Origin of the sequence: Methylobacter sp., assembly GCF_030680395.1 — a bacterium.
Lineage (GTDB): Bacteria > Pseudomonadota > Gammaproteobacteria > Methylococcales > Methylomonadaceae > Methylobacter_A.
Genome location: NZ_JAUXVR010000007.1, coordinates 98,874 through 125,062, shown reverse-complemented (window position 1 = coordinate 125,062; position 26,189 = coordinate 98,874). Strand labels below are relative to the sequence as shown.

Here is a 26,189-nt window from a genome sequence, read left to right as displayed (position 1 = left end):
CCTGGCGTTAAAATCAGCGCTGTTTTTGCTGTTCATGAATATGCTTTAGTACCCCCACGGCAAAGGCTTTCACTTCTTCCAACAGCCGCAACTGTCTAGCGGGTTTTCTATGCAGCCTTTCGATTACCGCCAACGCCTGGCTAACATCCAGCGCAGCAATGCCGCCAAAACTATAAACCCATTGATCCGACAAATACCGGATGAAGCAAAAAATCGCCTCATCCGCGTCTTGCCAATATTCAAACGGTTCATCGTCTTGTTTTTTTGCGGCGGGCAGGATGACCTCAACACCCAGCCCTTCGGCATTCTTCTCCAGGGTTTTTTCTGCCGGTTCACCACTGAATTTAGCCCAGTGGTAGCCGGCATCGGTTAGTTTTTTAACAATTGCCTGCGGTAGGTATCGGACTTTCTGCCGGAGTTGATCGATTGCAATGCCATCCAAATTTCCTCGGTGATCCACGGGTGTTCCAGCACTAAATCCATTGCCGCCTCGTCGAATGTTGCAGGCATACCATCGCGCTCCAGGGGCAGTCCTTCAATGTTTTTAACCTTGCGCCGCAACATGAGGTTTTGCCCGCTATCTTCCAGTGAGGCATCGACCTCTTCAGCCTCGCGCTTCCAATCAGTTTTGCTGGTTTTTTCAAACGTGACCTTCAGCTTCAGCGAATTAATGACCTTGTTGCCATCGCCGAACTGCTCGCAAGTGACAGGTACAGTGACGGTTTCCGGCTTGGCGATTTTTAGGACTAATTGTGACATGCGGTACTCTCCTTCCAGTTAAAGTGAGTAAAAACTACTCAAAAATATACATAATTTCGTTGTTACCCGAGGTCGTCGGGCGAACATCAAACGCAATCTGATGATTGGCAACCTTGTCGTCATCGCTAAACGAGAGGGTCTTGGGTTGCACATTGGGACAAAAGACACCGACGGTATTACCGGCAGTACTACCGTGCCGGATAGCAAAAATCCCGGTGCCGTTATTGCGGATTTGCGTATACCAATCCATAGTCGCGATTTTTTGCGCGCGCGTGGTAAAGCTTAGCGTCGTGCTCCGATCGACAATATGCACCGCCTCTTCGTTAATCGGGTTTTTGTATTTAACCTCATTGCCGTGATCGATTGAACACTCGGTAAACACCGGATTGCGCAATGAAAACAGCGACAAATCGCTGGTAATCGTGGTACCGACCGTGATCGGATCTTGCCAACCGCTAAAATCGGCCGTCGGCAAAGCGACATCGGCAATCGTGCCGAGCAGGCCGGTAAACTCGAACGAGAGGCTCGCGATCGCGCTAGACTTTAATGACGGTTTAAACGAGCCGCGAGCACCGAGCAGGATATGCCTGGTGCCGTCCAGATAAAAATACAGCGAGCCTGAGGTGTTTGCCGCCAGCGCCGAGTTTGAATTGGGCAAATAAATAGCGTTGGCATCGATCGAATACGAGCTAGTTACATCCGGCGCCGCCGAAAATGTGCCGGTCACGGTAGCAATCTTGGTGGTGCCGTTATACGCGGTAATCCTGCCGGCATAACCGTCACCCGCGCCCGCAGTGATTCGCAACGGCATGCCGACATAATAGCCATCGATAGCCGAAGCCCCCGCCTCTAATTTGATCGTAGTCGTCGAGCCGCCGGCTTGCGCGGTGCCGGTTACAGCCGCCGCCAACAACTGCTCGGTGATGTTGCACATTTTCAACAAGTTCGCCATTTTTGGCGCCACGCCCGCGGTACCGGACCCCGCCCACTCACTCTCGAAACTCAGCTTTACGTAGTTCGACACCCGGATGCTGCCCTGGTTGCCCATGTACGGCCGGATGTTGTTGCGTTGCACCGATTCGCCTTCCAGCGGATTGATACTGATATTGCCGCACAAAATGCTGCCGGTATTGGTGGGCGTCGCATCGACGCCATAGCCGCCTGTTTCCAGGCCGCAAAAGATGATCTGTTTTCGCAAGCTTAAGTTATCTGACATGACTATTACTCAGTAAGGTTGGCGTCGGACACGGTTTTTTTTGCCGGTTCCGATGCGGGTTTGGGTTTTTCAGCGGCCTGTGCGGGTGCTGGTTCCGGCTTCGGTTCCGATAACGGTTTCAACGTCACCGGATCAACGGCGATTCGCAGGCCGTCTTGTAAAATATACGTGCCTGGTCCGCCGTCATAGCCGTCATGCGTACCTGTAGAATTTTCGACTTTTCCTTTCACGTCCTCACCTCATAGTTAACAATTATCTAGCGCCGAGCAGCATACTCAGCTCGATTTCATAAAACGGATGCCGACTGCCCATGTCGGTTACCGTCCGGCCGTCGGCCAAATAGGCGGCGCCGTTGCCGAGTTCGCCCATTTCCAAACACTCGAACGCCAACTCCGCCGCCATCTCGGTTTGTATTACGCCGTCAAACACATCGTCAGTAATGCCTTTCTCGTTCAGCCCAATGATGATGCTGACGCGCTCCTTGCTCATTCCGCCGACACTGTCAGGGCGGCGGGCAGTAACAGGTACATAGCACATCACCGGAAAATCGTTGGCATTGGTCGGCTGCCGGTAACCGATAACATGCTTAGCCGGTTTGCCGTACCGCCCGGTAAAAAATGCCGTCAACGCGGGATCGGCAATCAGCTTGGTACGTGCTGCCAGCAATCCGTTGATACTCATCAGCCACGTCCTAGGGTTATGCTGCCGAATCCGGCACCGACCGCCACAGTGAGCCCTAAAGATTCACGGGTAATCTGTTTCGCTAACAAATCAGCCGTTTTTTGATACTCTTTGGCTTTGTCTATCAGCAATGAGTTATCGCCCATTGCGCCTTGAATGGCCGCTACGCGGATTGCCCAGGTTACGGCCAGCGTTTTTAGCCGGGCATTAGGCAGCGTCACGTCATCCGGATTAATGCCATGCGCCCACAGTTCGCCGTCCACATACACATCAGCTTCTTCTACATTGACTTGCGTGACTGTTACCGACGGGTCAATACAGTCGGCAATTTGTGCGTACTTACTGGCCATTGGCGATAATCCTCGCTAAAACCGATAGGCCTGCCGCTTGCATGTGTTCGCCACGCGCAGCGCTATCGGCAAAAAAGAACGGGTGAGGACGACTGCCGGGATGATTTATCACCCTGGCAAAACCAAACCCGGCACCGCCGCCAATCGGAAATCGTAAAGCCCGGCCATTCCGAGGGCGGATCACATGTGGCCTCGTACCGTTCTCGACAAATCCTGCATACTCGGCATTGGCATAAACCTCGGCGCTACCGTTCCCGGCAGGACGCCAACCGATTGATTGCGCCAACTGACCGGTACGACCGGTAAAGCTCCGTCCGGATTGAATCCAATCCAGCGTGTCATCGGTGTAGCTTTCAGCCATCGCATTAGCGAGCAATTGGGCATTGCCCGGATTGCGCAATGCGGCCAGTACCGACGGCGCATTACCAAGATCGAAAGTGATGCCGCTCATTAGCTGTTGGGATCGTGGATTTCAAACCCATCAGCAAGTGGATCAATTTCCCAACCATGCACTAACCAGTTCTTTACCTCATCAGGATGTACGTCCGCAGTAGCCGGACCATCATCGGCAAGATCCCTGCGCATGGCTATCAACGCTGTTACATTCTCACTATCAGAACCGGCATCCCTAGCAGGGGTATTTTCATCGCCTGCCGCTTTTTCCTGTTCGAGGGAAGAATCCCCCATCAGTGGGGTTTTATCCTGGTCAAGGGCTTTGGTGTTAGCGGCCTTTGCCTCGACACCATCCGCACTTTGATTCGCTTCCGCCAAGGCGGAAGCCTCCGGCGCATCGGCCGTTGACTCCCTATTGGTGGGTTGTTCAGTTGTTACCGAACCAGCTGGTTTATCTTTCTTGGCGGTCATGGCGATTAACCCAGCAAGACAGCAATATGCTCGGACTTGATCGCTTGCCATCCCCATGCCAGCCTGACATGAATCACGTTTTGTAAGTATTGCTTGTACAATGCAATCTCAAACACAAGCCCCGTAACCGAATCAGTGATCATATACGTATCAACGGCCGAATCACCACCGTCGGGTAATGCCGGCGCACGAGTTGCCAGCACGATTGCGTTGCGATGGAACGCAAGGTTTGCCCGGTAGTTGTTACCGACAGCCATAGCCACATCGTTTGCCAAAGCGGCACGCAGGCCCGGCTTATTCAGCGCCAGCGAACCGGCCGACAGGGCCGTGCCAACGACATATTTATTGGCGTCGCCGGTAAAAGTCGCAATATCGCCAGACAACACAGTACCAGTGCCGGTATCGACGGCAAGGGCAGTATCTCCGGCAGCATAGCCCGCCAATAAATTGGTCTGATACGATGCGCCAGTGCCTTTGGTATGCGCCAATACCTGCCCCGAGTTATGCAAACCCAGACCTTCCACTTCAGTAAGCGTGCCTTTTCGTAACAACTCATCGGTGCCGGCCTCGTTAGCCTTGAACAAGCCGGATTGTTTGCCGCGAATATTGAACATGCCTGCCGAACCGATCACCAGATGCCGATCGCCGACAGGAGCGCCATTTTCATCCAGGATTTGCTGCACGCCGGCGAAGTCGGTCAAATCGCCCGCCGTGCCGAACGGTGTCGTGCCGGCCGTACCATAAGCGCGTGACGCAAACTTGTAAGCACCGGCCAAATCGGTCTCGATTTCGTTGGCTAACTCTCTAAATGCTTGCTCGAACTGTTGCTGTATCGTACTGCCCAAAGTGCCGGCGTTTTGCATGCCCAGCGTCTGTTCGCCGTTCCAGCGTATCGCACGGTGCCGCGATTTAGTCATTTTGATACTGACATTACCGACATCCTGATCGCCGGTATCCGGAGGCGTAACGCCTGGCGTATTGTCGCCAGAGACACCCGCACCTACGACCGGCACAAGTACGTCCTGGTTTAAGGCCGCACGTTCAGCGCCTGAATGGCGGGCGACAGCCGGAATAAATCCGACCATTTCGCGCGAAACAACATTCAGCGCGGCATACATGGTCGGGATAAGATTGGATAATGTATTAGACATGAGCTATTTCCTTAAATGATTTTGCCGCCGGCTTGAATGAACTTAGCCCGTTCCGGATGACCCAGCTTTTCAAATTCTGCACGGGTGATTTGATTGCCGTCACCGGCATTTTGCGGAGCACCGGAGCCGGTGCCGCCCTGAGCCTTAGCTAAAAACGGATTCTCGGCCAGCAACTGTTTAACCGCGTCGGCAACCGGCTTACCGTCGATAGTGACCGTACCGTCGTCGCCAACTACAGCCCTGCCGGACAACAGGTCTTTAACAATTACAGGAGAAATTGCGTCGACAGATGAAGCCAGCAGAGCATTGCTGATTGCCGATTGCTCAAACTTGGTTTTGTAGGTTTGCGCTTCAGCCTTATTAGTGTCTGCCAGTTCCTGCAATTTGCCTTGCTGCTTAAGTTGCGCTTCGGTAAATGCTTTCAGGTCACTGTGACCCGTAGCCTCTTTAAACCGAGCATTGAATTGCTCTTGCTGTTTCGCTAACGCCTGATTGACTTGGGTTTGCGTATCAGCATCCTGTGCAGCAGGTGGAGTTGTTTTATCGGTGCCGGTAGCCGCAGTTGCGGCGTCGGCGTTTGAATCGTTTGGATCGGCCATGTCGTTATCCCGTATCGGTTAATACAAATGTCCGGTACAGAATAATCTTCGGGCATAAAAAAACCCCGATGGAATCAGTTCCGCCGGGGCTCTTGGGTATTGCAGATTAATTTAACAAGATACGTAGGTAATAATACTTAGTCAACATCGACAGGAAGGCGTTTAAATTGCGTTTAAATTTAACGGAAATAAAAAAGCGCTACCGTTTTATCGGGTAGAGCGTTTTTCGCCCCTGAAACGCGTTATTTTTCAGTATCGGCATAAATTGCTTGCAGCGGCGCAGACAGCAGCTCTGCCGGATAGGTTTTAGTGCGAATTTTCCCCAGATGCCACCACCAGTTTTTTAACGGCTGTCCGGCATCGTCACGCATTACGTCGTCGCTGACGTAATCATTGGCAATAGCCGCTTCAATGACAATTTCATCGAAAGATTGTGTTTCGGTATTATTAATCGCCATATCATCCAACTGCTGCCTAACTTCGCGCAGGCGCAAGCCTTCGCCGCAATCGGCAAATAACGATACGCCGTAAAAATAATATAAAGCCACCGGATCCTTATTGATTTCTTTCATTCGAGCAGCGAGCGTAGCGTCCACAAGGATTCTCCAAGATCGTCGGCATTATCGGGAAATAGACTGACCCGTTGGCCATTGGGTTCAATAATAGCAATCCAGCCGGTAGCCGTCGAGCGGATTTGATAGCGATTGCCATCTTTACGGTGAATATTAGCGCCCGGATCGCTGACTGTCTTGGCAAAAAGTTTATCGAATGCGGGTAGTGGTTGGTCCCATAAGCGCTCAACATAACGCCGTTGGATGTAATGCTGCATCCGGCTATCCACATGCAGCGGATCATCCAGCACCTGACGGACAAAGCGATCGACTTCCGGCTGATCCCGCAACGGCTCCAGACTGTCCAGGAATTTAGCCGTTTTGCTTTTATGCCTGGTTAAATTCTTAGTACCGTAATCCTTATTGCTCGCAGCATGAGCCAGGGCATTGACCACATTAAACTTGTCCTCGCCCAACTGCGCCTTCAGCGCCACACGGGTCATTAAACCATTGCCGTTGACGAACTTATCCAGCGGCATGCCCAACTTGTTTAAGTTTTTAACCCAGTTCGGCAACAATTGATCCCGCCGTTCCGGCGCTGCATTATTGATAAACTCGGCGTAATTCTTCGACCCTGCCTGTTTGATCGGTGTCACGCGCGGGATCAGCAGGCACATGCAATGCGGATGCGCTTTGTGATGCGGCACAGCTTCTTTAGTCCAAACGCCTTTGCCCAGGCCCATCTCGATATTGGCGTAATAATCGCAAATGTCGGCAGTTGGGTGGCTGGACGATAAGCGCCATTGAAAACCAATAATCGACTCGTCGCCCTCAACCGAGGCAATCACCGCGCGGTGTGCGGCGGTCGCCATTTCAGTCCGGGCGATACGCTTCAAGTTGTAAAGCTGCTTGTCGTACAGCCACCATTTGACCGCCTTATCGACCAGTTCTTCAGAGCCTTTGTCAACCGCAGCCTTAATTTGCTTTAACACTTGCTCGGCCGCCGATCGGGAGCCGGTCGCCTTCAGCAGCGCAATACGCTCTTCCGCTTCGCCGACGACGACTTTCCAGGCGGCACGGGCTTCAGGATCATGAATCAGCGCCATGGCCGACTGGTGCAGCTCCGTGACCCAGTCGTCGGCATGATCGGTAACGATCTTGAATCGGTTGCCGCCGCGTTCGATGGCCCGTTGCATATCGTACATCACGGCGCCGGTGGCTTTGCCCTGGCGGATGCCGGTCTGTAACTGTTGTTGCACGCCGGTCCGGGTATCGCGCTGCCAGCGCCAAAGCCGATCGGACAAGGTCAAACCATCCGGCCAGCTTTCGACAAAGGCTTGTTCGGCCAGCTTCAACACCGTTTCGGAGTGCAGGCTTGCAGGGGTTAACGGCAGACCAGCCGCTACCGCTACCGCGCTACCGATGGCTTCCTTAATGACAGTATTAATGCCGCTTAAGTGGCTATTTAGTGCCGTTTCAGCATCGCCGGACAGTCGCCGGCCTTCCGCTTGCAACTGAGTTAAAAATTGCTTGATGAAAGCGCCGGTGTCGGCGGTTATCTGGCCGTCGCGCTTGAGGATCTCTTGCGCAAGACGTTGGTAGAGTTCGGGGTAGTCGGTCATTGACCCAACCGCCTGATGTCGGAACGAATATGCTCGACGACCTCTGCTTGCAGCTCAAAAGCGATATCTGCCAAATAACTTAAATCGGAAACATGGCTTTTTCGGGCTTTCTTATACTGTGTTTCTTGGGCTTTCTTATACAGTGCACGTATTCTGTTGTTCAATGCGATGGCAGCATCAAGTTTTTTAATCAGTCGCGCAGCCTCTCTTGCTTGATTTTCAGTCATTTGCGGTCAATAGCCCATCTCGTTAATGGCGATTGATTTAGTAATCTCCAGCAAAGCCAATAGTTGCGACATCGTCATTCCGGCCTGCTGCCACTTAACATCATACTGGCCGGAACTGTCATCCAAACTAATAACGATTAACTTGGTCGGTTCCTGCTGGCCGCTTTCAATGCGTTCCTTAACCAACTCAAGGGCATGCAAAGGCGTGTCCAGCAGAGCATTGTCATATTTATCGGCTAAATAGGTAATGTTGCTCATGGTTTTTTAATCAAGTAGCAACATAACCAGATCATCCCGGTAGCATTGGCCATTAGGCCAATATCTTGGGAATTAAGTAGCTGAAGAACAAAGGCCGGTACTGCAATAAGTATATAAAAATTATGCATCATGCTCCTGCATGCTGAGCCAGCCTATCGCCATAAGGATCTCCCATCGCATCGATCTCCTTATCAATCGCCGTCATCGTGCCGGGCGAGGTATCGTTGCCTAAAATCTGCTTGACCAAGCGCTTTTTGATGGTTTTATCAAATTCACTGCCTAGGCCCAGGGGGACTGTATCCAGGGCAACGGCAATGGCACCCGCCACATCGGACAAATTAAAATCATTAGCATAGGCAATATTGCCGCTGAATTTGTCGCCTTGCCAGGCGTAAACCAGCGCGGCGATTTCATTTTCAGCGCTTTCGCCCATATCGGCCATGCCCCGTAAACTGCTGTTGGCCTCCTGGAAGTGAAAGCCCAATGCCACCCCGGATTGCTGCACACCGCCGACAAATTCCAAATTAGCAATCTGGTAAATGTTCTCAACGGTGTCGCCGATCTGTTTCCGATACAGCTCGACCGGGTCGGCAGGTGGCGCGATAAAGCCGGGTTTGCCGCCGCCTGCCGGGTTGTAGGTCAAAGCGTTCTCGGTGCTGATAGTCATATCCTTCAGCTTTTCGCGCTCATTGTCATCGGTTACCGGCAACGCCAAAATGGCAAAGGTTTGCGAGCGCAATAACTCGCGCAGTTCCGAGCGCAGGTTAAACAAATCCCAATTCAGCTGCGCCAGATCGTAAACCCAAGACTGGCTGCTGCTATCCGTTGGGTTTAATGGCTTGGCGATATGCAGGCGTACCACCGGCACCCGGCCCAGGCTATACACACCCTGATCAATGCTTTCGCTGCCGTCCTGGTTTTTACTGAGCGTCCAGCCTGTCGTGGTAAAGGTGCGGTAAACCGTCTCACCGTTATCCACTTCGCTAAACGTCACCGATTGCCAAACCCCGGCCGCGTTTTTAGTCTCCACCACGAGCTGGCTTTTTAAGCGCAACGCCAGATAGGGTATGGCTTGGTCGGCTTTCGTCTGGCCCTGCACCGTTGGCTTATCAACGATGATGTACACCGTCCCCAGGATCATCGCCAGGCGCTGATAGCTGAATAACACCGTATCCAGTTTGCCTCCGGCACCGTCGGCATTGGCGGAAAATTGCCCATACAGATCGTCGGTTTCGCGGCTGGGGGCTTGTTTCCACAAAAAGCCCATAAACACATCAACGATTTTGCGGGTGAAGTTGGGGTAAACCGCTAATTCTTTGCGACGCTCCAGTTTCGTTGTAGTTTCGCGCGGGTGGGCCACCAGATACTCGCCCGTCGCAAAGCCGCCCTGGCCGGAGTAGGCGTCGAGTAAAAATTGGTCGGACGTACGATTGATTGTCATATGTTTTGCTCGCTAATACGTTGCGCGTTGAGCCGTTGACTGATTGCATCTAAATCCGGTTGAGTCCACACAGGCTCACTCGCCATAAATTCGACTAGAATCTCCAAGTAGCGACAGCTGTCTTCAGTTAGCAAAGTTCTTGGATCGGGTTTTATAACCACGGCAAGCTCCACGCTTTATAGTCGGCCTTCTTCTTGCCTGGGTTTCTTTTCCAAAACAGATACTGCGACATCGAGTCAACCTGGTCGTCATGTTTAACGGCCGGGAAATTGGTGCATTCGTTCTCGAATTCGGCCGACCATGGCTCGGTATGCTCTTCCGGAAGCCATACCCGGCCGGATTCGATAGCCGACGATTCCACGCTCATCCGCGTGACCTTGTCGCCCTCCGGCTCGATCATAATCACGTTGTAACCGGGCAATTCTTTAAGCTCCTGACCCAGCGCCGTCCCGTGGCCTTTGTCTTCGATCAATATTGCACTCGGGTTCCAGCGCTTCTTTTGCTCAATGGCCGCCCGTTTGAGCTTGGGGTATTCCAGTTTTTCCCGATAAACATCGAGCAAATAATCATCGCCTTCTTCGGTCTCGCCCCAGGTGATACAAACGTTGTAATCGTTTTTAAGCGCCGCTTTTTGCGCCGTGTCCCAGCTTTGTACGATTCTGGTAAAACGCGGCTTGTACCGGTAGCGCTTAAACCAGGTGATATTGATAATATCGCCTTCAACCGCCGCCGGACGGCCCTGGTACAGCGAGTAATAACTACGGCCCAAGATCGTGCGCAGCTTGGCCAGCGCGGTTTCGTTAAAGCGATCGGGACACAAGGCCGCGCCGACCGGACGACCCAGCGGGTCGCCGTACTCGGCTTCAGCGGCCAAATTGATGATTTCAAAATCATCGGCAAAGTCGCTTTTCTGGATACGCCCAACCAGGTCATCTTCATGCCAGCGGGTCATGATGATAATCATCACGCCGCCCGGTTCCAGACGGGTGAAGATATCGTCGGTAAACCAATCCCATATTTTTTCCCGATAGGTCTCCGAGTTGGCTTCTTCCCTCGACTTGACTGGGTCGTCAATAATAATCAGGTTGGCGCCATGACCGGTGACCCCGCCGCCAGCGCCGACCGCACGCAGACCGCCGCCTTCCGCTGTTTCCCATTCGGCATTGGTATTGGCATCTTTTGCCAGGGCAATCCGTTGTGCTGCAATGCGCTTGGTCTTGCGGCTAAATTTCAACGCCAGCGCCGCGTTATAGGCGCCAACAATGGTGCGCAACTTCGGCCAGCGTTCCATCAGATACGCGGGATAACGTACCGTTACCTGTTCGGATTTGCCGTGCCTGGGCGGCACCGAAAAAATCAAATGCCGGGGTTTATGATCTGAAACCACCCCTAGAAGGGATTGCTCCAGCGTGTCGGTAATCGGTTCCAGCCTCGATCGGATATACGCCAAATGCGGCCAATCCCAGCGATACTCCGGGCTGGCCTGACGGCACCACTCGCCATAGGTCAGGGCGGTGTTGGTTTCGCCGCTCTCCGCTTCAGCGAGGACGGCTTCAGCAATGTCCGAAACTTCGCCTAAAAACTCCTTGCGGACGCGTTTAACCATTGGTCAACAATTCGGCGAACGGCTTCAAAACCACGGCAAAGGCTTTTTTCATATCCGGAAACTGATCGGCAATGAAGTCACGCAGGCGTTTAATAACGTCCATCCTGGCCTTGTACACGGCCTCTTCGAGTTCGGCCTTGTATTTTTGCGAGGCAATATCAACGCGGCCCAGATCGGCTAAGGCTTTGGCAATCTTGGCGGTGGTCTCGGCCAGCTTATGCGGATCGTCGCCGGCTTCCTCGGCTTGCCTGAGTGTTGAAGACAACCGCAAAAGACGGGTTTGCAACGTCCGGATGGTCGCATCGCGCACCACGCCTTCAGTGTCCTCATTGTTAGCCATCGCGATCTTAGCGATGTGATAGGTTTGGTTGGCTTCGGCCATATCGCGTTCGAATTCTTCCTGGAACGATTTACCATAGCGGTTGGTGGCCATCACCGATACCGTCACATCCAGCCCTTCAGCCTTTAGACGCTCATTAAGCCAGTCAGTCAGCCCCAGGTAATCGCTAAAGCCGCCTGCAACCAGCTGCGCCTCGAACTCTTCGCGGATCTTGGCAGGGACTTCAGTCTTGATCTTGGAACGGCGAGCCATCAGAGCGCCTGACCGGGCAAGGGCCGATCGATGCCGGGGATTTCAACCACGCCTTGGGCAATTTCCAGCCCGGCGGGCGTCAATAATGCGATATGCACACTGCCTGACATCCGGTCGACAATGGCATCCGCGGTATTTTCCAGCCAGGCCAGTTCGATATGCAGATTATCGCGGCTGAGGGTAAAACCCTGTGCGCTTAACGCTTTCAGCAAGGTTTCCTGGTGTGCCTGATACTGCGATTGTGTTTGCAATATCAGCAAAATCAGCAGACGGACTTGGGAGCGGTCATAAGTAGCCATTGTTATTACCTTTTCTGTAACAGTTGAATCAAATGCTGGTCGATGCGGCTCATGTTTTTGGATATCTCATCCAGCCGCCCCTCTAGCGGACCAACTGTTTCCAACACCTTGTCCATGCGTCGATGCACAACGCTCAGGTCTTCTTTCGAAATACCATTCTCGACATCGGCCTCAATCGCCGACAGACGTTGCCCTTGCTGATGGACTTGCTGGTCGATGCTTTTAACATCATCCTGCACGGATTTTATGTCCACCTGTAGGCTTTTCTTAACCGACTGCAACTCTTCGGCAGCCGCCTTATGGCGGTTACTCAATGCGACAAACAACGCTAACGCAAAATTCATTAGCAGCAGCGTCAACGTCCAAAAATTAAAATCGAAACTAATGACTGCCATCAGGCACCTATCTTGTCGATCTTGTGGCCGATGCCGATCAAACCGACGCCCTCGACAACAAAGCGAACGCCGGCGTCAATATCATGTAAACCCAGAAATATCCCTGCAATACCGTAAAAAACGGCCAATCCGGCGGCTGCTTTGGTTTTCCATCCTGTCATAAATCCCCCTTTTAATTAATATTGGCCAACTGAAAATGCATGCCGTCCGGCTTGGCCCAGGCACCACCCCAATCAAAACCGTTGTCGGTAAAGCATTCGACAAAACGCGGACTCAAATTAGGCGGCATGCCAAACCGATTCCAGCCAGCGTTGACATCGATCGCCAAGCCCCAGCTGTGCAGGCTGGGCGTCGTGCCGGTGCGTTTGGTACGGATATTGAAACAGCCGTCCCAGGTCTTCAGCTCTTTGATGCAACCGGTCATGATCAGCGCCGCCAAGGCCCTGCTTAACGGTTCCCTCAGGCGCTTGTTGCAATAAATGCGCTTGGGGATGCAGCTGATTTGCAGCTCTTCCGGCACATAGAACACCACCATGTCTTTTTCTTTAATCGGGTCGCCCAAGAGGGCTTGGCATTGTTTAGCAGTCAGCATCTGTAGCTCCGTGGTTGTTGTTGCCGGGCCTGATAGGCTTTCAAGCAGCGGCGCTTACGAAAAGTGTCGATCACGTAGTCCCTGACCCATTCGCGCCAAATGCCCGGCACCTGCTCAACAGCGGCAAGGCGTTGATCGGCAGTGCCTAAGGCGATAATGGCGGCGGCGTAATGGCGCGGGCGTAAGGACATGATGGGGAGAGCATAAACGGCAGGCAAAAAAAAACGCCCTTGGAACAAGTTCCAGGGGCGTTTCAATTTGATTTAAGTGACATTAAAACAGTAGTTTAGGTCAAGGTCAAATCCCTGTAGGGATTATTTCGCCGCGCGCATACTGATAACCTGACCCGATGCCAGCGCCACCGTCAGCCTTTCTCGGGCCAGCTGGCGCTCGGCATCCAAAAACGCCAGCAATCCGGCCAGCCGGTCGCGGTTGACCACATGCAGATCGGTTTCGGGGATTAGCAAATCAGTGACCGCTTCTTGGCAGGTGGCAATATGGTCGAGCCGGTCCAGGGCGTCGATGACGGGGTTCATGCCTTTCCCTCCAGTCGGCGGATACGATGTTCAACGCTATCGACGCTACGACCCAGCACATGGCGAATACGATGCGCGCCCCATCCCTCCTTGCGCTTTTCGCGAATAATTGCATCTTCTTCCTGCGTCCATTGCTTGTACTTACTAACCGGCGCCGGGAGCGGAACTGCTGTTGCTTTAAGACGGTTGATTTCTTGTTCCAGGAGGGTGATGTATTTGCTTTGCAGGGTAGAGTAATCGTTTGAGGGAAGAGTGGGTTGCTGTTGGCCTGTCACCAGGACGTCAAAAGTACGGATCACTTTCAGGCTGAAGGCGGGGCTGATCCACATCGCGTAAGCATAGACAAGCTCCTTAACAACGAATGTGCCTTGTTGATTTCCGCCATTGATGGTTTTAACTGGTTGATTTTGTTCCAGAGCAGGAATTCCTGCTCTGGCTATTTCATCAATAAGGTCAATCGCTTGTTGGTTTTTTAGCCAAAGGCTTGGGCGATGCTTGTTTTGATTACCAGAGGCTTTATGTAGGTCGTTTAAGCAAAAACGGCCAGCATGATCTTGTTTAATGGGGGTATTGGAAATGGTGAGGGTTAATGCGTTCATGTTGAACTCCGAGAGAAAATTAAAAACCCGGCAACATGATGCCAATCATGGGTGCCGGACTGGACAGGTTGGCATACCGGTCTCTCGGCCGGCCAGCCTTTTTAGGGGCTGCCTGCCCAGCCCGACATAATGAAGAGCTTGGGCGCACAAAAAAACCGCACAAAGCGGTTATGTGCCAAGAGAATCCGAGATGCCAATCCCGTACGCTGGATTTTGCCAGCGCACAATTAGATTAGCCCTCGGGGTTATTTTTGTCAAATTAATGCCTTACTGCAGTGCGCCGGGTATAAAGCAAGCTTTTGTAACGGTGTCTATGTCAGGGCAGTATTTATCAACCTCCGCTAAGTCGTTTTTTTCTGTTGATTTCTTGTACACATATCCCTTGGCAGCTAAGCATTCACTGTAAAGGGCCGCTCTTTCACCTGATAATTTAGAATCGTGAATCATGTCATCAAGCCTGTCTGAAGATTGTGCAGACAAAACCGCCATATTGTAGTTAAAGTTAGTTGTGGGGATAAATATTCGATCTGGGGCCTTCCTGCTGGTGTCAATTGTAGCTTTATGTGCTTCATATCCGCATTCAGTAGCAACTTGGCTTAAGTCGGCTTCGGTGGCTGCTGGGTTAATTTTGTTTCTAACTGTCCATGCGATACCGGATTTTTGCATGTAGGGCGGGATTCCGGGACCGCAATAATAGTATTTAGCACCCTTGAGCAGACCATTGTCTTCGGCATATTCAATAATAAAATTATTAGCCCCAAACGTTGTTGCTCTTTTTTTAAACCAGCTGCTTTCTAATTCACACTCTCCATAATGGCACCCGTCAGCACCAACTTGTTTGCAAGGCTGCTTATAAGCAGTTCCCGCCTCCTTTACGCTTTCCCAGTTTGGATATTTCAGGCTTGCGCATCCCGCTAATGATAGGCACACCGCCGCCATAATAATTTTATTCATATCGTCGCTCCTGTTGTGTAAAAATCCCGCCACCATACTGTAAAACTCAGCCGATGAATATCAGCCAAGGCTTACAACATCCTGTCCGGCCTCGCAAGCCAATACGCCTTGGCCGGTAATGCGCAGTTTATGGCCGCTACGCTCGACATAGCGCAGCTCTACCAGCACCGACAGGGCAAAGTCGATATCGTCGACGGCATTCTTCAATTCCGCAATCGGCGTCCATTGCTCTTGGTGCAACCGGCTGGCATTGGCTTGCCGGTCTTGATACAGGGTTTCCAGGATATGCTGGCGTTTTTTGGCGTTCAGGTTCATAGGTTGTCTCCGTGAGTTAAAAAATCAGTTATTCAAAAAATCCGCAAACAAATCCAGGTTGGCCGAAGGCTGGGCCTGTTCCACCCGCTTGCGCAATTTCCGGATGCCGCGCTCGGTGTAGCCGTATTGCTGAGCCAGCTGCCAATTTGAAGCCCCGTTGTCGTGTGCGGCCACGATGATCCGCTCCTGGATCGTCCTGACCAAATCGGCGCAACGGTCAATCTCAATGCGTTCGCCGTTGTAATAAGCGACCAGCTTGGTCAAGGCTTCAAGCCCTATATGCTCAATCAGCCAATGATCGGCCTTAACCCGTTTCGGCACTTCCAGCCGCCCGCCGCCGCGCAATTCGACAATCTTCAACGCCGCCGCCAAGCCCACCACATCAACCAGTTCGGCCACACGCCGCGGCAATAGCCCCAGGGTGGCGTCATCCAGGGGCGCAGCGTCTATGCCCGTCCTGAGCATTGTTGAGGTGGGTTTATCCATGTCAGGCCTTATGCGCCAAGGCTTGGCCGCGCTTGCTTTGGACCGGTTTATGGATCGATACGTCGCTGGCCGCCAAGTGTCCGGCGGTGACCGATTGCCAATCGGAATCTTTTTTAGGTCGCGCGGATTTGCGTTCATCTTTTACCAGATCGCCGCTCCAGCGCTGGGCCTTGTAGGCTTCGATGGCGGTTTTATCCTGCTCGGTTCCGGCGAATTCACGCACTTGATAGGCGATGCGCCTTACCCAGGCATGGCAAAAGATGTCGGTCATGCGGATTTTGTTTGCACGTTTATAGCGCTTTAACGTGGCAGCATAGGCGGTGCGGTCGTTGTTGATCTGACGGCGCAGTACGTCGAATGTGTAGGCGGCAAGTTCCGGCTTTATGCCGGGGCCGATAAAAATACATCAAGCTGTCGTCAAAACCGCCGCCGGAACTAAATACGGGGCCGCAACCGAATGCTTCGGCAATCACGGCGGACAGTTGTGTCATGTATTGCGGCGGGTTGTATTTTCCGCCTGCTTTGCTGGTTTTTTCATGCACCAGACTGGCCGCTACATCGCCGCTGGTCAGGTTGTATTTACTCATCAAGGCCGTGGCTTGACGTTTGGCCGCTTCGGCTTCAGCAGGATTATCGGATGCAGCCAGCGCCAGGCATTTGGCTATTTTTCCGGCGATTTTTTTAAGTTCGTTATCAGTCATTACGGTCATTGCGGTTTCCGGTTGGTTTCTGGGTTATCCCTTGCGGTCTTAACCGCTGCCTCAAGTTTGCCGATCTGCGGTAACAGGGCTTCATCCTTGCTGGTTTCATACAGGCGTTTGACGCCGTTCAGGTCATTCAGCAATCGGGTTAATACGTGGTTTTGCATGGATTTTGCTGCCGTTTTGGTCGGGGTAAAATCCAGGTATCTTTTTTCATGCAGCCAGCCTTGGGCCATCTTTCGGGCTTGGCCTTGCGGCAGTTCGCGCTTGGCCTCGCTCTTTGCCGCATCGATAATTTGCTGATACTCGGCATCGCTGAGCTTACCCAACTGGCTCCAGCGCATGGCGGCGCCGTCGCGGTCTTTTTTGTAATCGAACATGACCCAAAAGCCGTCAAACCAGCGCCGTTGCCGCTCGTCCAGCTTTGTGTACCAATCCTTGCCGTCACGCGGCTGGCTGGGCTTGTCGTCGCCGTAGCCTTTGCCGGTGAGCCAGTCATACAGGTCCAGCGCATAATCCAGGCAGGCTTGGCGTTTGTCCGGCGGCGGCAGGCTGCGAGCCACTACGGTTTGTACAAAGCGTTTTTTGCTCATGGTTGCCTTGGGGTGTCATAGCCGCTGCCGTGATGCACGACTCACTTCCGCTTTCTTGTCGAGTTGTTCGCGCTTATCGGCGTGCTCAAGGTCGTCAAAAGCGTTAAGAACCATGGCCGCCTGCTTTTGTTGCGCCTTATCGCGGCGCTGGGCTTCCATGAAACACAGCGCCGCGTGCTCGCTGCATAACTGTTCACGTCCCATTACTTTGTATAAGTCAGCCATTCTCTTTCTCCCAATCATTCCGACACCCCGCATCGCACCAGCGCCGTCCGTCTGCAACCGGTTCTTCGCAGAATAGGCAGGTTCCGGTCGCAACAGCTTGGGGCTCATCTTTACGGCTGGCATAGAGGCTGGTTTTCAGGTTAAGTTCGTCAAAGCGACCGGCTAAATCTGCGTCATCCATTAGTGCATGGCCTCTGTTTTTATTTCTGTCATTTTTATTAAAGGCGCATCGCCGGCCTTGATGCTGTTGATAGCGCCCAGCAAGAAGCCCTGGCAAAATTCATCGCCTTCTATTTGGCGCAACATGTCGGTCAGCAATGTTATGACCATGCGCAGGTAGTCTTTGAATTGCTGCTCGGCCAAGCCAACATTCAATAAGCCCTCGATGCGTTGCAATATCAGTTTCATATTCATTTATTTGTCCTCAATTCATTGTTAGGGGGTTCGGGTAATAGCATCCAGTGCGATGGGTTGTTGACGGTGCGGCGCTTCTCGCTGTCGAAGTTCTTCGAGGTCCATTGCCCATCTCCTCGCCTGTAGCAGTCGGTGTATCGAAACCCCTTAAAGCCTGCCCTATTCGGTATCCACGGTACAAATAGGTCTACCACTGTATTCGCCGGCGCAGTCTCAATCGGTTGCCATTCCATCGTTATATCCTTTATTCAGTTTCTTTTGATGCACTGCCAATGCGGCAATCACTTTGCTTAACTCGGCTTTGGTGCACCACTCCGCCCGTTTTTTGCCGGTTAAGCGCTCCAGCATCGATAAGGTCTTACCGTCTTTGCCTTGCTGCCGGGCGATCAGGTAATCCCAGGGCAGTTTCATATCAGCCAATTGCGCTTCAATTTTTTTTATCTGCGCTTTGTTGTCAGCGGTATGCGGGCGCTTGGTGTAGGTCTTTTTGCCTGTAAAGCCTTTGCTTTTCAGATAATCAAGCACCTTGGCCCGACCATCCGCTGACAGATCGGCCGCTGACGATACCTTGGCCACTTGCATCAGCATGTCCCGGTAGGTATCGTCATCCATGCCAAGCTCTTTCTTGGCGATATGGATTTTGGCGAGTTCACTGGCCTTGTAATCGGGCTTGCCCTTTGGTTTAGGCATGTTCTTCTCCTAAGGCTGCCGCGCTCGCTATTTCATCCGTATCGATAGGCAATGCATCCCGTGCCTTTTGATAGGTTAGAAAATCAAGCACTTCAATCGCTGGGTTATGCTTTTTCAGATGAGCGACAAATCCCCCTGCTGTATTAAATATCGGGTAGGCCATGCAAAACTTATCGTTGATGCCTTTGTCTTTGCAGACCTTTTTGCCGAATATTTTATGGTTAAGGCCTATCTCCTTAGCTGATTTTCCTTTGCGTGTCAGGCAATGAAAGCGCCTTGGAATATCGGGCATTGTGCCAAGGTCTCGCTCTTTGCCTGTCCACCACCACTCGCCCTTTATCCAGCCATTGACATAAACCTGTATTTTCAATGTCATTTTGTTTTGCCGAACTTCCGCATGAATCAGATAATCGTCGCATTTGAAATAAGCAGAGCCATAAGGTCTTGATAGTTTTAGTTTGACCTCATCCCATTGGGCTTTAGTTGGTTTAGCCATCACAACCTCGCAATATCAAGCGCAATACCTTGCCATTCGGCTTCCGGCGTTTCGCGGTGGAAGAATTGCAGGTAAGACTTGCTGCCGACGATCTGGATGCTTTCGGCAATGTCATCCATGGCTGATTTCCACACCGGGTGGTCGATCTTGTAACGGCGCAGTTCCAGCACTTTTTGGGTGTCGATAAACCCCGTTTTATCAACCCTAAAGGCTTCATTAATCAGCACTTTGATGATCTCATCGATATCGCTGCTGTGCGCCTTAATTAAGTCTTGCAGCTTTTCCATGGCATTGTTGAGCTTTTCGTTAAAGGCAATCTTGTCGTTAATTTTTAAGCTGACTTTTTCAGTGCCTGCATAGTTGATCAGCTGGATATTGCCTTTCCAGGCTTTGCGTTTGCCGTTCTCTGACGCCACGCCTATCTTTGCGGCATGCTCGCTGTTGCTGACTTCGATAAAGGCGTCAATATCGGCAAAGGTTTCGGCCTTAAAGGCTTCGATCAGTTGGGATAGCTCCTGCGCCCGGGTGTTGCGATTGTTGACCAGTCTGTCGCGAGCCAGGTCAATATCTTTAATAATGTCGACCGGACAATGGCGGCCCTTGCTATCCTTCATCATGGGTACTGCCGGATCTTGTTTGATCTCGGCAATGTGCTCATAAAGATCTTTGATTTTTTGTACGCTGTTTTTAATCAGGTCTTTAGCATGCATTGTTAGTTATCCTGCTCCAGTAGAGCGTTAATTAATTTATTCCAGGACGTAGCCGCTTTTGCCGCGATGACATCCCCCCAGTCAAACCATAGCTTCATCAATACCGCTATCGCTGCTGCCGTTACAAACGCGACTGTCAACTGCCAAACAATCACAATCTCGGTACTCATAACATCCCCAGCCGTTCCAGCTTTTTGGCCGAAGCCCGATTTCTTGCCTGCTGATAGGCTAATTTCTGATCCAGGCACCATTGCCGTAATCGCTCCCAAAACAATACCCGTTCAATCTCCCGCAATAACTCGCTTTTCATTTCGCTTCACTCCAAACCACCTGACAGCCGCACACATGCGCGGATTTTTTAATATGCACTTCATCGTCGCTATGCCGGACTTGACCGATCGCAACCCCGTGTAACAGTTGGGTGCTGGGGCAGTCGGCGACATCGATCACCGGCGTGGCTGTTTTAAAATTAACGACCTCAACTTCAATGCCTTGCTCGACCAGGGTTTGCACGGCTTGGCAAACCAACTTGCCCTTACGGCGGATCAAGGCCATGTCGGGGTAATGTTTCTTGGTTGTCATTGCGCCTCCTTCGAGTAAAGATAAGGCCTGCGAATAAACCCTTGCGCCAGCTCCTTATCAATACAAGGATGTTTTTGCGCTCGCATGTCCACGGCAATATGCTGCAACGTTTCGGTCAGCGAATGCACCAGATATCCAGTATCGGTAATGCCGGTATCGTCGGGCTGTTGCTCAGCCTGCACCGAGAAACCAATGCCGCCTGTCGGCAAATCAACCAGGTTAATGACAGCTATCATTGTTGCCCCCCTGCTAATTGATTCAGCACCGCTTTATCTTTGCTGCTTAAGCAGAATTCCGTAACGCTCCCGTTGTTACCGGTGATGGTGAGATTCAGGTAAAAGTGCTCAGGGTTGTTGCCATTGCTGCCAACCGCCTCCGCCTTGATCGTTTTAATATCTTCAATAATCAGTAACGCTCCCATCACTCACCTCCTAAACTTTGATAAGCTTGTTTAATCGTACCCAGGTTCATTGCATCGCCAGCGCCTAAGGCCAGCATGGATGCAAGCCGCAAGGTCTCGGTCACCATGCCCAGCGCTCCCGGTTTAGCCGCGATTTTGGCGCAATAATCCACCGCGCTGCGTCCGACAGTGCCGTCAATAGACAAGCCCCAGGCCGCCAAAATCACACTGACATCGTCACGAGTCGGCTGTTTCAGCGCCTGCTTTTTGCTGATCCGCCGAAACAGCGGCGCATTCAGCTCTGATCTGCGTCCGGCCAGGTTGCTGTACACCTGCTCGGAACCGACATAAGCCACGCCGATCTTGGCCACGTCGAAAATATTCTTGATACCCCACAGCGCCTCGGTAGACAACAACTGCGCTTCGTCGAAAATCAGCAGGCCTTGGGTGCCTTTAAGGCGAGCGATCACTTCATCTTCCAAATCGGCGGAGCGATTGCTAAATCCGCGCAGACCGACGGCGGTGGCAATGCGCCGCAAACACGCGGGATACGATGCGGCTGATGGCGAGACAGTCACGATGAATACATTAGGGTGCTGGGCGGCAAATGCCTCGCAGGTACTGGTTTTGCCGACCCCGGCGCCGCCATGCACCATGACTGAAACCGTCGCCATCCGTGCATAGGCCAGGGTGGAGAAGATCTTTTCCGAGGTCGGTGTCTTCACGTAGCCCGGCGCTCTGGGCATTTCCGCCCGTTGCATGGCCGACTCGTTGCGGGTTTCCAGCCAGATCGTCAGCTGTTGCTCGATTTTGTCATTGTCGCCCTGGTACTTTTCCTGCAACCATTGGTTAAGCTTGCTGCCGCCGCTGGATTCGATACCCGCTTCCTTGCTGGCCTGGGCTTGGCTGAGGCCTGCTGTCGCTATCTCTTTTTTTACTCGCTCGCGCAAGTTTTGTGTTTCCATGTTCATTTTTGCTATACTCCATTTTCTTGTTGTGGGGTGCTTTGCACTCCGGTTTAAACGGCTTTGTAGCCGCGTTTTAAAAGGGCTTTTGCTGTAACAAAAGCCCGTTATCATCCAGCGTCATTACCACGGGTAATGTCACCAGTGTTTTCCCTTCCGGCGTATCGACATAAGCCATGCCGTCACGCGCTAATATCCGAGCCAACCTATACGCTATAGTCCAACCCTTCCGGCTGGGCTTGATATAGATATAGCCGCACCGCACTTGCATATCATCAAAATTCCATTCGCCATCCTGTGCGTGGTAGTCATCCATTTCTACAGAAAGAAGCCGTTCAACGGCGGGGCCGTCCTCCATCCAGCCATTGCTATTGTCGATAATACTCATGCCCAGATGGGGGGTAATCCATATCCGTGGATCGTCCTTTTCTTCTTTGTTGAATATCGATTCCATCTGTTATAAGCCTGCGATCTTGTTCATTGCCTTGACAAAGCTGTCTTCGGCATCGATTACTTGACGGTCATTGCCCACGACGCCCTGATCCAATGGTTTATTAAACAGCCCAGTCACCACCTTGCTTGAAGGTGCCTCAGGCTCCGCCAATCCCGGCAACTTTTCATCATGCAGCTTATTAATCGCCGCATCTTCGGTCAGTTGCTTTTTAAGCAGCTTCTTCTGCCGTTGCGTCCGCTTCATCAACTCGGCCCCCGCTTCCTTATCCAAAAATGCGGTACTGGCTTGATGCTGCGCCGTCATCAAAAACCGGCCTTCAAGGTTGTAAATATCCACATCCTTGGTTAAATCATCCGGGTCGTAAAATACCGCCAGCTCCTGTCCGCGATACTCGTTAAGCCCTTCGCACCAGTATTTATTGCTGCCCAACCGACTGCGCCCGGCCTTAATGGTTACTTGCCCGTTGCTACTGCTGGCCTTCGCTCCTTCAATACATAACAACAAAATCCGCCTTTGCGCATCAGAGGCCTTACGCGGAGCCCAACTGACAAACGATTTCTCATACGCCTGGTCAAAGCTCAGCACTCCGCCGCACACCGGCGACATCCGTTTTTCCTGCGCGTTATGTCGGATCACTTCATAAGCAATAATCTCGCGCAATTCGTCAGAGCTGATTGCTGTCGCTTTACTAAAGCCACGGTCGCGGATTTTCGGGTTAGTGGCCACCTTTTCATGAATTCCGCCAATCCCAAATGCCCGCTCAATCGGCTTGCTGCCGGGTGAGCCGATGGTATGATCCGGCGTGGTAAAGTGGGCATCAATGCCCAACATCGGCAGCATCCCCATAAAATCATTAGGCTGGTTGCCGAATCGGTTCCGGCCCAGTACGCCTGCGGTCATCTGTTTGTTTGCAGCAACCCGCGTGTTATCGACTTGCATGTAAGTCGGCAAGAAATGTCCGGTTAAATCAAACGTGGCCAGCCGGAACAAATCCGTGCTTTCGGTCTTGCCCAGCCGCCAGGCGACAATCTTGCCGCTGTGCAGGTCCTGCCAAAACCACGCGGTGCTGGTGTTGATAACGTCACCGTCCGGCCATTGGGTCCATAGCCGGTCAAACTTAAGGCCGTCACCGGATACCGCTTCCCCAGCCCGAAGACTGCTTTTATCCCGCACGATAAAGGGCCTGAGTCGCCGCCACGCTTCCTCGCCTTCTCTTAAAATCGTGATAGCCTCGATCGAATATTCGGCCAGCAAGCGCCGCCGCAATGTCGCTTCGCCCGGCACCACCCACTCGGATTCTGCCGCTTTGGCTACCGTGCGCCGCCAGCCGTCCTTGAAAGACGGTTGCGAACGGTGCAGATACAAGCTGACGTAATATTCCCACGCCGCCGGTGTGCATTCCGCCATTTTGGTGCGTCCCCGATAGCTGCCTGCCCGTGCCGGTGCCCAGTCTTTCTGGTCGAAATGGATGCAGCCCGGCTTGCCCAGTTTACCCAGCCACCAGTTTTGCAGTGTCCGCCACGAGCCACACACCTCTGGATTAGCGGCGGCCACCTCCCGCAGCATGTCGTTGACTGTTTTTTTCTTCACCCGTAGCGGTGAGTTTTTGGCCCTGCGTTCTTTAGCGGCAAACACCGCCTGCCTGTCCGCGTCCATCACCCGTTTAAGTTGCAGCACCACCTCGGCCTCTTTATAAGCCTTGGTTTGTTGCTTCGCGGTTTTGCGGCGGAAATGATCCCAGTCCACAGTGAACACGACTTCTTCCGGCTGTTCTGCATGGAACTCATCAACCGACGCCTGTAACTCGGCGCTTAATACGGCCAGTTGTGGGCCATAGAGCGCGGCAGCTTCCGCTTTTCCGGCTTGGAGTGTCAGATAAGTCCGCGTTTCTTCCGGTAAAGCCGACAGCGGGTATTCCTTGCCACCGCCTTTGCCGGAGCGGGTTCTGTGTAGCCAGTTTTCGCGCTTGGCTGCACGGATAACGCCGGATTCGGTTTTTGGCATTCCGGCCAATCCTGCCAATTCTATGGCGGTGTAATAAGTTTCTGAATCCTGACTCATCGGACTATCCTAACGTTTGGGCGGAGGCCATTGACCGTGCTAAGCTTTGAATTCCACAACAAAACCCAAACCGGATAGCCTCCATGACCGAAATTAACCGCTACACCTACTATGTAAATGAACCCGAAGACTTGAAAGAACTGCTCGACTTCTGGATCAGAACTAAAGATATTTATTACCCTGTCTTTATTGAATGGGAGACCAATGGAACAAAAGGCTGTGATAGAGCAAACTTCTGGCTGGAAACCGAGTTGTACAGAGTGGGCATCAACGTCGGCAAAACTATTGCCGAGGAGCTCTATCACAGGCTTAGTAATAAATATCAAGGGCAGCATAAAGTTATTGAGTGCTGTGTTTACGTAAACGATAAAGCAGATTAGGACGCTCTTCACTGCTACAGTGTCCAATAATCTTGGTGATTAAGCCTTGTTGCTCCCGTTCAAATACCATCTGTTTTGCCGTGAGCAATAAAGCACCATATTCCCCATTATTTAGGCCAACGCTGGACATATACTGTTCAAATTCGATCTTATAATCGCCAGCCTTAAACGGTGTTCTTTTCTCATCTATCATTCCTGCTCTCCCAATTTCTTAATCATTACCAGCATTGCTTTTCAGCCGCTTTAAATCTTTCAAGCGGCTATTCATCTCTTTCAACATCTCATCTTTCATCAGCTCCAGCTTGCCGATTTCGGCATCCAGCGCATCCGCACCATAAGCCACTCGACCGCCTCTTTTAGCCACCAGCCAGTTGGTCAGATGATGCCCGGAACATACCGTTTCCAGTATCGGTGCCAGCCAAAACGGCAAAGCATGATCCAATCGGGCCGGTGAGCAATACGCATCCAGCATGTGCTTTGAAACGTCCTTGTCTGCCAGCCGGCTAACCTCGGCACTAAGCGTATAACGGTCTTTACGCCTGATTCGGCCATCAACAAACTGACCGTTTCCGACACCTCCCGGGCGTAGAAAGACTCGCCGGGGATAACAATATCAACCGTTGGAATCTCGAACAGGTCTAGCGTGACCGTATCTTTTACCCTGGCCATGTCAATCCGCCTTACGCTTTTTTACGTTGCGGGTTTTTGATAATCCCGTATCATAAACAACACCCGCTTTACGCCCTGGTGCGCCCCTATTGGGTACGCCTATCTCGTTGCCGTCGGCATCAATGCTGACGTTGTAACGGCTAGGCCAGATCACCCAGGGCGCAACGCCAATCTTGTCGGCAACTGCTTTTTCCATTTTTGGATAGGGCTTTTGCATCACATTGGCCAGCGAGGTGGGAGCCAGACCCAAATGAACGGAAAGCCGTCGAAATGACCACCCTGCTTTACGCAAGGCGGCTATGATGTCGGCGTTATGCCAGTCTTCAGGACTGGCTTTTTTAGGGCTGTTTAATGTTTCCATGTGCTATACGATAGCGCTAAATTTAGCGAACGTCAACGAAATATAGCGATTATTTTGAGGTCAGAGTTGCGTCAGAGTTTAATCGCTAAAAATAACGAGGGTATTTTATAAAATGTTTACTTATTACAATAGTTTATGCAAACTCTGACCTCGCAAGATAAAGTTTCGCATCAGGTCAGAGTTAGCGCACCTAACTCTGACGCGTTTGCTGAGCGCATTGACTGCCTAATTAGCTCTGTGGGAGGGAACTCTGAATTCGCAAGAAAGTGTGGCGCATCTGAGTCTGTAGTCAGGAGCTGGAGAAAAGGTGACTCCGATCCGTCGAGAAAACGCTTAATTACAATTGCTGAAGCCTTTGACGTGTCTCTCGTGTGGCTCGCAACTGGCGAAGGGGA

The 26,189-nt window shown here is 52.0% G+C and carries 49 protein-coding genes and 1 pseudogene; 2 read left to right on the top strand and 48 right to left on the bottom strand.

Annotation, left to right across the window (positions count from 1 at the left end):
* Positions 1–13: 13 nt before the first annotated feature.
* The 45 genes from Q8L79_RS03350 to Q8L79_RS03135 all read right to left on the bottom strand — a co-directional run bounded on the left by Q8L79_RS03350 (position 14) and on the right by Q8L79_RS03135 (position 24,384).
* Entirely contained in the window at positions 14–442 is a 429-nt protein-coding gene (locus tag Q8L79_RS03350) for a DUF1799 domain-containing protein (RefSeq protein WP_305268003.1), read from the bottom strand.
* Positions 370–759 (bottom strand): hypothetical protein, encoded by a 390-nt coding sequence (locus Q8L79_RS03345; RefSeq protein ID WP_305268001.1) that lies wholly within the window; start codon positions 757–759, stop codon positions 370–372. Before Q8L79_RS03345 ends, Q8L79_RS03350 begins: the two co-directional genes overlap by 73 nt.
* Positions 760–793: 34 nt before the next feature.
* Entirely contained in the window at positions 794–1,975 is a 1,182-nt protein-coding gene (locus tag Q8L79_RS03340) for a hypothetical protein (protein ID WP_305268000.1), read from the bottom strand.
* A gap of 5 nt (positions 1,976–1,980) precedes the next feature.
* On the bottom strand, positions 1,981–2,205 hold the full coding sequence (locus Q8L79_RS03335; protein ID WP_305267998.1) for a hypothetical protein: 225 nt from the start codon (positions 2,203–2,205) through the stop codon (positions 1,981–1,983).
* 22 nt (positions 2,206–2,227) lie between these two features.
* The gene (locus Q8L79_RS03330) at positions 2,228–2,656 is read right to left on the bottom strand and encodes a hypothetical protein (RefSeq protein WP_305267996.1); all 429 of its coding nucleotides are present in this window, start codon (positions 2,654–2,656) and stop codon (positions 2,228–2,230) included.
* Positions 2,656–3,006 carry a hypothetical protein gene (locus tag Q8L79_RS03325; protein ID WP_305267994.1) on the bottom strand — a complete coding sequence of 117 codons (351 nt, stop codon included), beginning with the start codon at positions 3,004–3,006 and terminating at the stop codon, positions 2,656–2,658. Before Q8L79_RS03325 ends, Q8L79_RS03330 begins: the two co-directional genes overlap by 1 nt.
* Positions 2,996–3,457: an HK97 gp10 family phage protein gene (locus Q8L79_RS03320; RefSeq protein WP_305267992.1), complete on the bottom strand. Its 462-nt coding sequence runs from the start codon at positions 3,455–3,457 to the stop codon at positions 2,996–2,998. Before Q8L79_RS03320 ends, Q8L79_RS03325 begins: the two co-directional genes overlap by 11 nt.
* Positions 3,457–3,870: a hypothetical protein gene (locus tag Q8L79_RS03315; protein ID WP_305267990.1), complete on the bottom strand. Its 414-nt coding sequence runs from the start codon at positions 3,868–3,870 to the stop codon at positions 3,457–3,459. The genes Q8L79_RS03320 and Q8L79_RS03315 overlap by 1 nt, the downstream gene beginning before the upstream one ends.
* Before the next feature lie 5 nt (positions 3,871–3,875).
* Positions 3,876–5,021, bottom strand: a complete 1,146-nt coding sequence (locus tag Q8L79_RS03310) for a P22 phage major capsid protein family protein (protein ID WP_305267988.1) — start codon at positions 5,019–5,021, stop codon at positions 3,876–3,878.
* 11 nt (positions 5,022–5,032) lie between these two features.
* The gene (locus tag Q8L79_RS03305) at positions 5,033–5,620 is read right to left on the bottom strand and encodes a hypothetical protein (protein WP_305267986.1); all 588 of its coding nucleotides are present in this window, start codon (positions 5,618–5,620) and stop codon (positions 5,033–5,035) included.
* Between the two features lie 242 nt (positions 5,621–5,862).
* Complete coding sequence (locus Q8L79_RS03300; RefSeq protein WP_305267984.1) at positions 5,863–6,192, bottom strand: hypothetical protein; 330 nt, start codon at positions 6,190–6,192, stop codon at positions 5,863–5,865.
* Positions 6,189–7,793 (bottom strand): hypothetical protein, encoded by a 1,605-nt coding sequence (locus tag Q8L79_RS03295; RefSeq protein ID WP_305267982.1) that lies wholly within the window; start codon positions 7,791–7,793, stop codon positions 6,189–6,191. The genes Q8L79_RS03300 and Q8L79_RS03295 overlap by 4 nt, the downstream gene beginning before the upstream one ends.
* Entirely contained in the window at positions 7,790–8,020 is a 231-nt protein-coding gene (locus Q8L79_RS03290) for a hypothetical protein (protein ID WP_305267980.1), read from the bottom strand. Before Q8L79_RS03290 ends, Q8L79_RS03295 begins: the two co-directional genes overlap by 4 nt.
* 6 nt (positions 8,021–8,026) lie before the next feature.
* Positions 8,027–8,278 carry a hypothetical protein gene (locus Q8L79_RS03285; RefSeq protein ID WP_305267978.1) on the bottom strand — a complete coding sequence of 84 codons (252 nt, stop codon included), beginning with the start codon at positions 8,276–8,278 and terminating at the stop codon, positions 8,027–8,029.
* Between the two features lie 127 nt (positions 8,279–8,405).
* Positions 8,406–9,719, bottom strand: a complete 1,314-nt coding sequence (locus Q8L79_RS03280) for a hypothetical protein (protein WP_305267976.1) — start codon at positions 9,717–9,719, stop codon at positions 8,406–8,408.
* 151 nt (positions 9,720–9,870) lie between these two features.
* Entirely contained in the window at positions 9,871–11,325 is a 1,455-nt protein-coding gene (terL, locus tag Q8L79_RS03275) for a phage terminase large subunit (protein ID WP_305267974.1), read from the bottom strand.
* Positions 11,318–11,917 (bottom strand): phage protein Gp27 family protein, encoded by a 600-nt coding sequence (locus tag Q8L79_RS03270; protein WP_305267972.1) that lies wholly within the window; start codon positions 11,915–11,917, stop codon positions 11,318–11,320. The genes terL and Q8L79_RS03270 overlap by 8 nt, the downstream gene beginning before the upstream one ends.
* Positions 11,917–12,216: a hypothetical protein gene (locus tag Q8L79_RS03265; RefSeq protein WP_305267970.1), complete on the bottom strand. Its 300-nt coding sequence runs from the start codon at positions 12,214–12,216 to the stop codon at positions 11,917–11,919. The genes Q8L79_RS03270 and Q8L79_RS03265 overlap by 1 nt, the downstream gene beginning before the upstream one ends.
* A 5-nt stretch (positions 12,217–12,221) precedes the next feature.
* On the bottom strand, positions 12,222–12,611 hold the full coding sequence (locus Q8L79_RS03260; RefSeq protein ID WP_305267968.1) for a hypothetical protein: 390 nt from the start codon (positions 12,609–12,611) through the stop codon (positions 12,222–12,224).
* Complete coding sequence (locus tag Q8L79_RS03255; protein WP_305267967.1) at positions 12,611–12,772, bottom strand: hypothetical protein; 162 nt, start codon at positions 12,770–12,772, stop codon at positions 12,611–12,613. The genes Q8L79_RS03260 and Q8L79_RS03255 overlap by 1 nt, the downstream gene beginning before the upstream one ends.
* 11 nt (positions 12,773–12,783) lie before the next feature.
* Positions 12,784–13,203 carry a M15 family metallopeptidase gene (locus tag Q8L79_RS03250; protein WP_305267966.1) on the bottom strand — a complete coding sequence of 140 codons (420 nt, stop codon included), beginning with the start codon at positions 13,201–13,203 and terminating at the stop codon, positions 12,784–12,786.
* Positions 13,197–13,394, bottom strand: coding sequence for a hypothetical protein (locus tag Q8L79_RS03245; protein WP_305267965.1), 198 nt, complete (start codon positions 13,392–13,394; stop codon positions 13,197–13,199). The genes Q8L79_RS03250 and Q8L79_RS03245 overlap by 7 nt, the downstream gene beginning before the upstream one ends.
* 123 nt (positions 13,395–13,517) lie before the next feature.
* A complete protein-coding gene (locus tag Q8L79_RS03240) occupies positions 13,518–13,739 on the bottom strand; it encodes a hypothetical protein (RefSeq protein ID WP_305267964.1) in 222 nt (73 codons plus the stop codon).
* Positions 13,736–14,338 (bottom strand): KilA-N domain-containing protein, encoded by a 603-nt coding sequence (locus tag Q8L79_RS03235; RefSeq protein ID WP_305267961.1) that lies wholly within the window; start codon positions 14,336–14,338, stop codon positions 13,736–13,738. The genes Q8L79_RS03240 and Q8L79_RS03235 overlap by 4 nt, the downstream gene beginning before the upstream one ends.
* A 267-nt stretch (positions 14,339–14,605) precedes the next feature.
* Positions 14,606–15,292 carry a hypothetical protein gene (locus Q8L79_RS03230; protein ID WP_305267960.1) on the bottom strand — a complete coding sequence of 229 codons (687 nt, stop codon included), beginning with the start codon at positions 15,290–15,292 and terminating at the stop codon, positions 14,606–14,608.
* A 60-nt stretch (positions 15,293–15,352) separates the two neighbouring features.
* Positions 15,353–15,607: a hypothetical protein gene (locus Q8L79_RS03225; RefSeq protein WP_305267958.1), complete on the bottom strand. Its 255-nt coding sequence runs from the start codon at positions 15,605–15,607 to the stop codon at positions 15,353–15,355.
* Positions 15,608–15,631: 24 nt separating this feature from the next.
* A complete protein-coding gene (locus tag Q8L79_RS03220; protein WP_305267957.1) occupies positions 15,632–16,093 on the bottom strand; it encodes a Mor transcription activator family protein in 462 nt (153 codons plus the stop codon).
* A 1-nt stretch (position 16,094) separates the two neighbouring features.
* On the bottom strand, positions 16,095–16,364 hold the full coding sequence (locus tag Q8L79_RS03215) for a hypothetical protein (protein ID WP_305267955.1): 270 nt from the start codon (positions 16,362–16,364) through the stop codon (positions 16,095–16,097).
* Positions 16,365–16,383: 19 nt separating this feature from the next.
* Positions 16,384–16,803 (bottom strand): DUF2786 domain-containing protein, encoded by a 420-nt coding sequence (locus Q8L79_RS03210; protein ID WP_305267954.1) that lies wholly within the window; start codon positions 16,801–16,803, stop codon positions 16,384–16,386.
* A complete protein-coding gene (locus Q8L79_RS03205; protein ID WP_305267952.1) occupies positions 16,800–17,387 on the bottom strand; it encodes a hypothetical protein in 588 nt (195 codons plus the stop codon). Before Q8L79_RS03205 ends, Q8L79_RS03210 begins: the two co-directional genes overlap by 4 nt.
* 15 nt (positions 17,388–17,402) lie before the next feature.
* Positions 17,403–17,612: a hypothetical protein gene (locus tag Q8L79_RS03200; RefSeq protein ID WP_305267951.1), complete on the bottom strand. Its 210-nt coding sequence runs from the start codon at positions 17,610–17,612 to the stop codon at positions 17,403–17,405.
* Positions 17,605–17,793 carry a hypothetical protein gene (locus Q8L79_RS03195; RefSeq protein ID WP_305267950.1) on the bottom strand — a complete coding sequence of 63 codons (189 nt, stop codon included), beginning with the start codon at positions 17,791–17,793 and terminating at the stop codon, positions 17,605–17,607. Before Q8L79_RS03195 ends, Q8L79_RS03200 begins: the two co-directional genes overlap by 8 nt.
* A complete protein-coding gene (locus Q8L79_RS03190) occupies positions 17,793–18,026 on the bottom strand; it encodes a hypothetical protein (RefSeq protein WP_305267949.1) in 234 nt (77 codons plus the stop codon). Before Q8L79_RS03190 ends, Q8L79_RS03195 begins: the two co-directional genes overlap by 1 nt.
* Positions 18,023–18,259 carry a DUF551 domain-containing protein gene (locus tag Q8L79_RS20105; protein WP_370869863.1) on the bottom strand — a complete coding sequence of 79 codons (237 nt, stop codon included), beginning with the start codon at positions 18,257–18,259 and terminating at the stop codon, positions 18,023–18,025. The genes Q8L79_RS03190 and Q8L79_RS20105 overlap by 4 nt, the downstream gene beginning before the upstream one ends.
* Positions 18,240–18,716: a gp16 family protein gene (locus Q8L79_RS03185; RefSeq protein WP_305267947.1), complete on the bottom strand. Its 477-nt coding sequence runs from the start codon at positions 18,714–18,716 to the stop codon at positions 18,240–18,242. The genes Q8L79_RS20105 and Q8L79_RS03185 overlap by 20 nt, the downstream gene beginning before the upstream one ends.
* On the bottom strand, positions 18,709–19,212 hold the full coding sequence (locus Q8L79_RS03180) for a hypothetical protein (RefSeq protein WP_305267946.1): 504 nt from the start codon (positions 19,210–19,212) through the stop codon (positions 18,709–18,711). Before Q8L79_RS03180 ends, Q8L79_RS03185 begins: the two co-directional genes overlap by 8 nt.
* The gene (locus tag Q8L79_RS03175; protein ID WP_305267944.1) at positions 19,212–19,922 is read right to left on the bottom strand and encodes a DUF3164 family protein; all 711 of its coding nucleotides are present in this window, start codon (positions 19,920–19,922) and stop codon (positions 19,212–19,214) included. The genes Q8L79_RS03180 and Q8L79_RS03175 overlap by 1 nt, the downstream gene beginning before the upstream one ends.
* Positions 19,923–19,924: 2 nt before the next feature.
* The gene (locus Q8L79_RS03170) at positions 19,925–20,092 is read right to left on the bottom strand and encodes a hypothetical protein (protein ID WP_305267942.1); all 168 of its coding nucleotides are present in this window, start codon (positions 20,090–20,092) and stop codon (positions 19,925–19,927) included.
* Positions 20,089–20,232: a hypothetical protein gene (locus Q8L79_RS03165; protein WP_305267940.1), complete on the bottom strand. Its 144-nt coding sequence runs from the start codon at positions 20,230–20,232 to the stop codon at positions 20,089–20,091. Before Q8L79_RS03165 ends, Q8L79_RS03170 begins: the two co-directional genes overlap by 4 nt.
* Positions 20,229–20,504: a hypothetical protein gene (locus Q8L79_RS03160; protein ID WP_305267939.1), complete on the bottom strand. Its 276-nt coding sequence runs from the start codon at positions 20,502–20,504 to the stop codon at positions 20,229–20,231. The genes Q8L79_RS03165 and Q8L79_RS03160 overlap by 4 nt, the downstream gene beginning before the upstream one ends.
* On the bottom strand, positions 20,501–20,740 hold the full coding sequence (locus tag Q8L79_RS03155) for a hypothetical protein (protein ID WP_305267937.1): 240 nt from the start codon (positions 20,738–20,740) through the stop codon (positions 20,501–20,503). The genes Q8L79_RS03160 and Q8L79_RS03155 overlap by 4 nt, the downstream gene beginning before the upstream one ends.
* A complete protein-coding gene (locus Q8L79_RS03150) occupies positions 20,737–20,925 on the bottom strand; it encodes a hypothetical protein (RefSeq protein ID WP_305267935.1) in 189 nt (62 codons plus the stop codon). The genes Q8L79_RS03155 and Q8L79_RS03150 overlap by 4 nt, the downstream gene beginning before the upstream one ends.
* Positions 20,925–21,869 (bottom strand): AAA family ATPase, encoded by a 945-nt coding sequence (locus tag Q8L79_RS03145; RefSeq protein WP_305267934.1) that lies wholly within the window; start codon positions 21,867–21,869, stop codon positions 20,925–20,927. The genes Q8L79_RS03150 and Q8L79_RS03145 overlap by 1 nt, the downstream gene beginning before the upstream one ends.
* 76 nt (positions 21,870–21,945) lie before the next feature.
* The gene (locus Q8L79_RS03140) at positions 21,946–22,323 is read right to left on the bottom strand and encodes a hypothetical protein (protein ID WP_305267933.1); all 378 of its coding nucleotides are present in this window, start codon (positions 22,321–22,323) and stop codon (positions 21,946–21,948) included.
* A 3-nt stretch (positions 22,324–22,326) separates the two neighbouring features.
* Complete coding sequence (locus tag Q8L79_RS03135; RefSeq protein WP_305267932.1) at positions 22,327–24,384, bottom strand: transposase domain-containing protein; 2,058 nt, start codon at positions 24,382–24,384, stop codon at positions 22,327–22,329.
* Positions 24,385–24,467: 83 nt separating this feature from the next.
* Between Q8L79_RS03135 and Q8L79_RS03130 the strand changes: the two genes are divergently transcribed.
* On the top strand, positions 24,468–24,764 hold the full coding sequence (locus Q8L79_RS03130) for a hypothetical protein (protein WP_305267931.1): 297 nt from the start codon (positions 24,468–24,470) through the stop codon (positions 24,762–24,764).
* Here the strand turns inward: Q8L79_RS03130 and Q8L79_RS03125 are convergent.
* The 3 genes from Q8L79_RS03125 to Q8L79_RS03115 form a co-directional block, all read right to left on the bottom strand.
* Positions 24,724–24,957, bottom strand: coding sequence for a hypothetical protein (locus Q8L79_RS03125; protein ID WP_305267930.1), 234 nt, complete (start codon positions 24,955–24,957; stop codon positions 24,724–24,726). The two genes, Q8L79_RS03130 and Q8L79_RS03125, sit on opposite strands and share 41 nt — an antisense overlap.
* Positions 24,958–24,975: 18 nt before the next feature.
* Positions 24,976–25,236 carry a hypothetical protein gene (locus Q8L79_RS03120; protein WP_305267929.1) on the bottom strand — a complete coding sequence of 87 codons (261 nt, stop codon included), beginning with the start codon at positions 25,234–25,236 and terminating at the stop codon, positions 24,976–24,978.
* Between the two features lie 198 nt (positions 25,237–25,434).
* Positions 25,435–25,794: a helix-turn-helix domain-containing protein gene (locus Q8L79_RS03115; protein ID WP_305267927.1), complete on the bottom strand. Its 360-nt coding sequence runs from the start codon at positions 25,792–25,794 to the stop codon at positions 25,435–25,437.
* A gap of 135 nt (positions 25,795–25,929) precedes the next feature.
* Here Q8L79_RS03115 and Q8L79_RS20100 point away from each other — a divergent pair.
* Positions 25,930–26,181 (top strand): annotated as a pseudogene (locus tag Q8L79_RS20100) (helix-turn-helix domain-containing protein); the annotation flags it as partial.
* Positions 26,182–26,189: the final 8 nt, after the last annotated feature.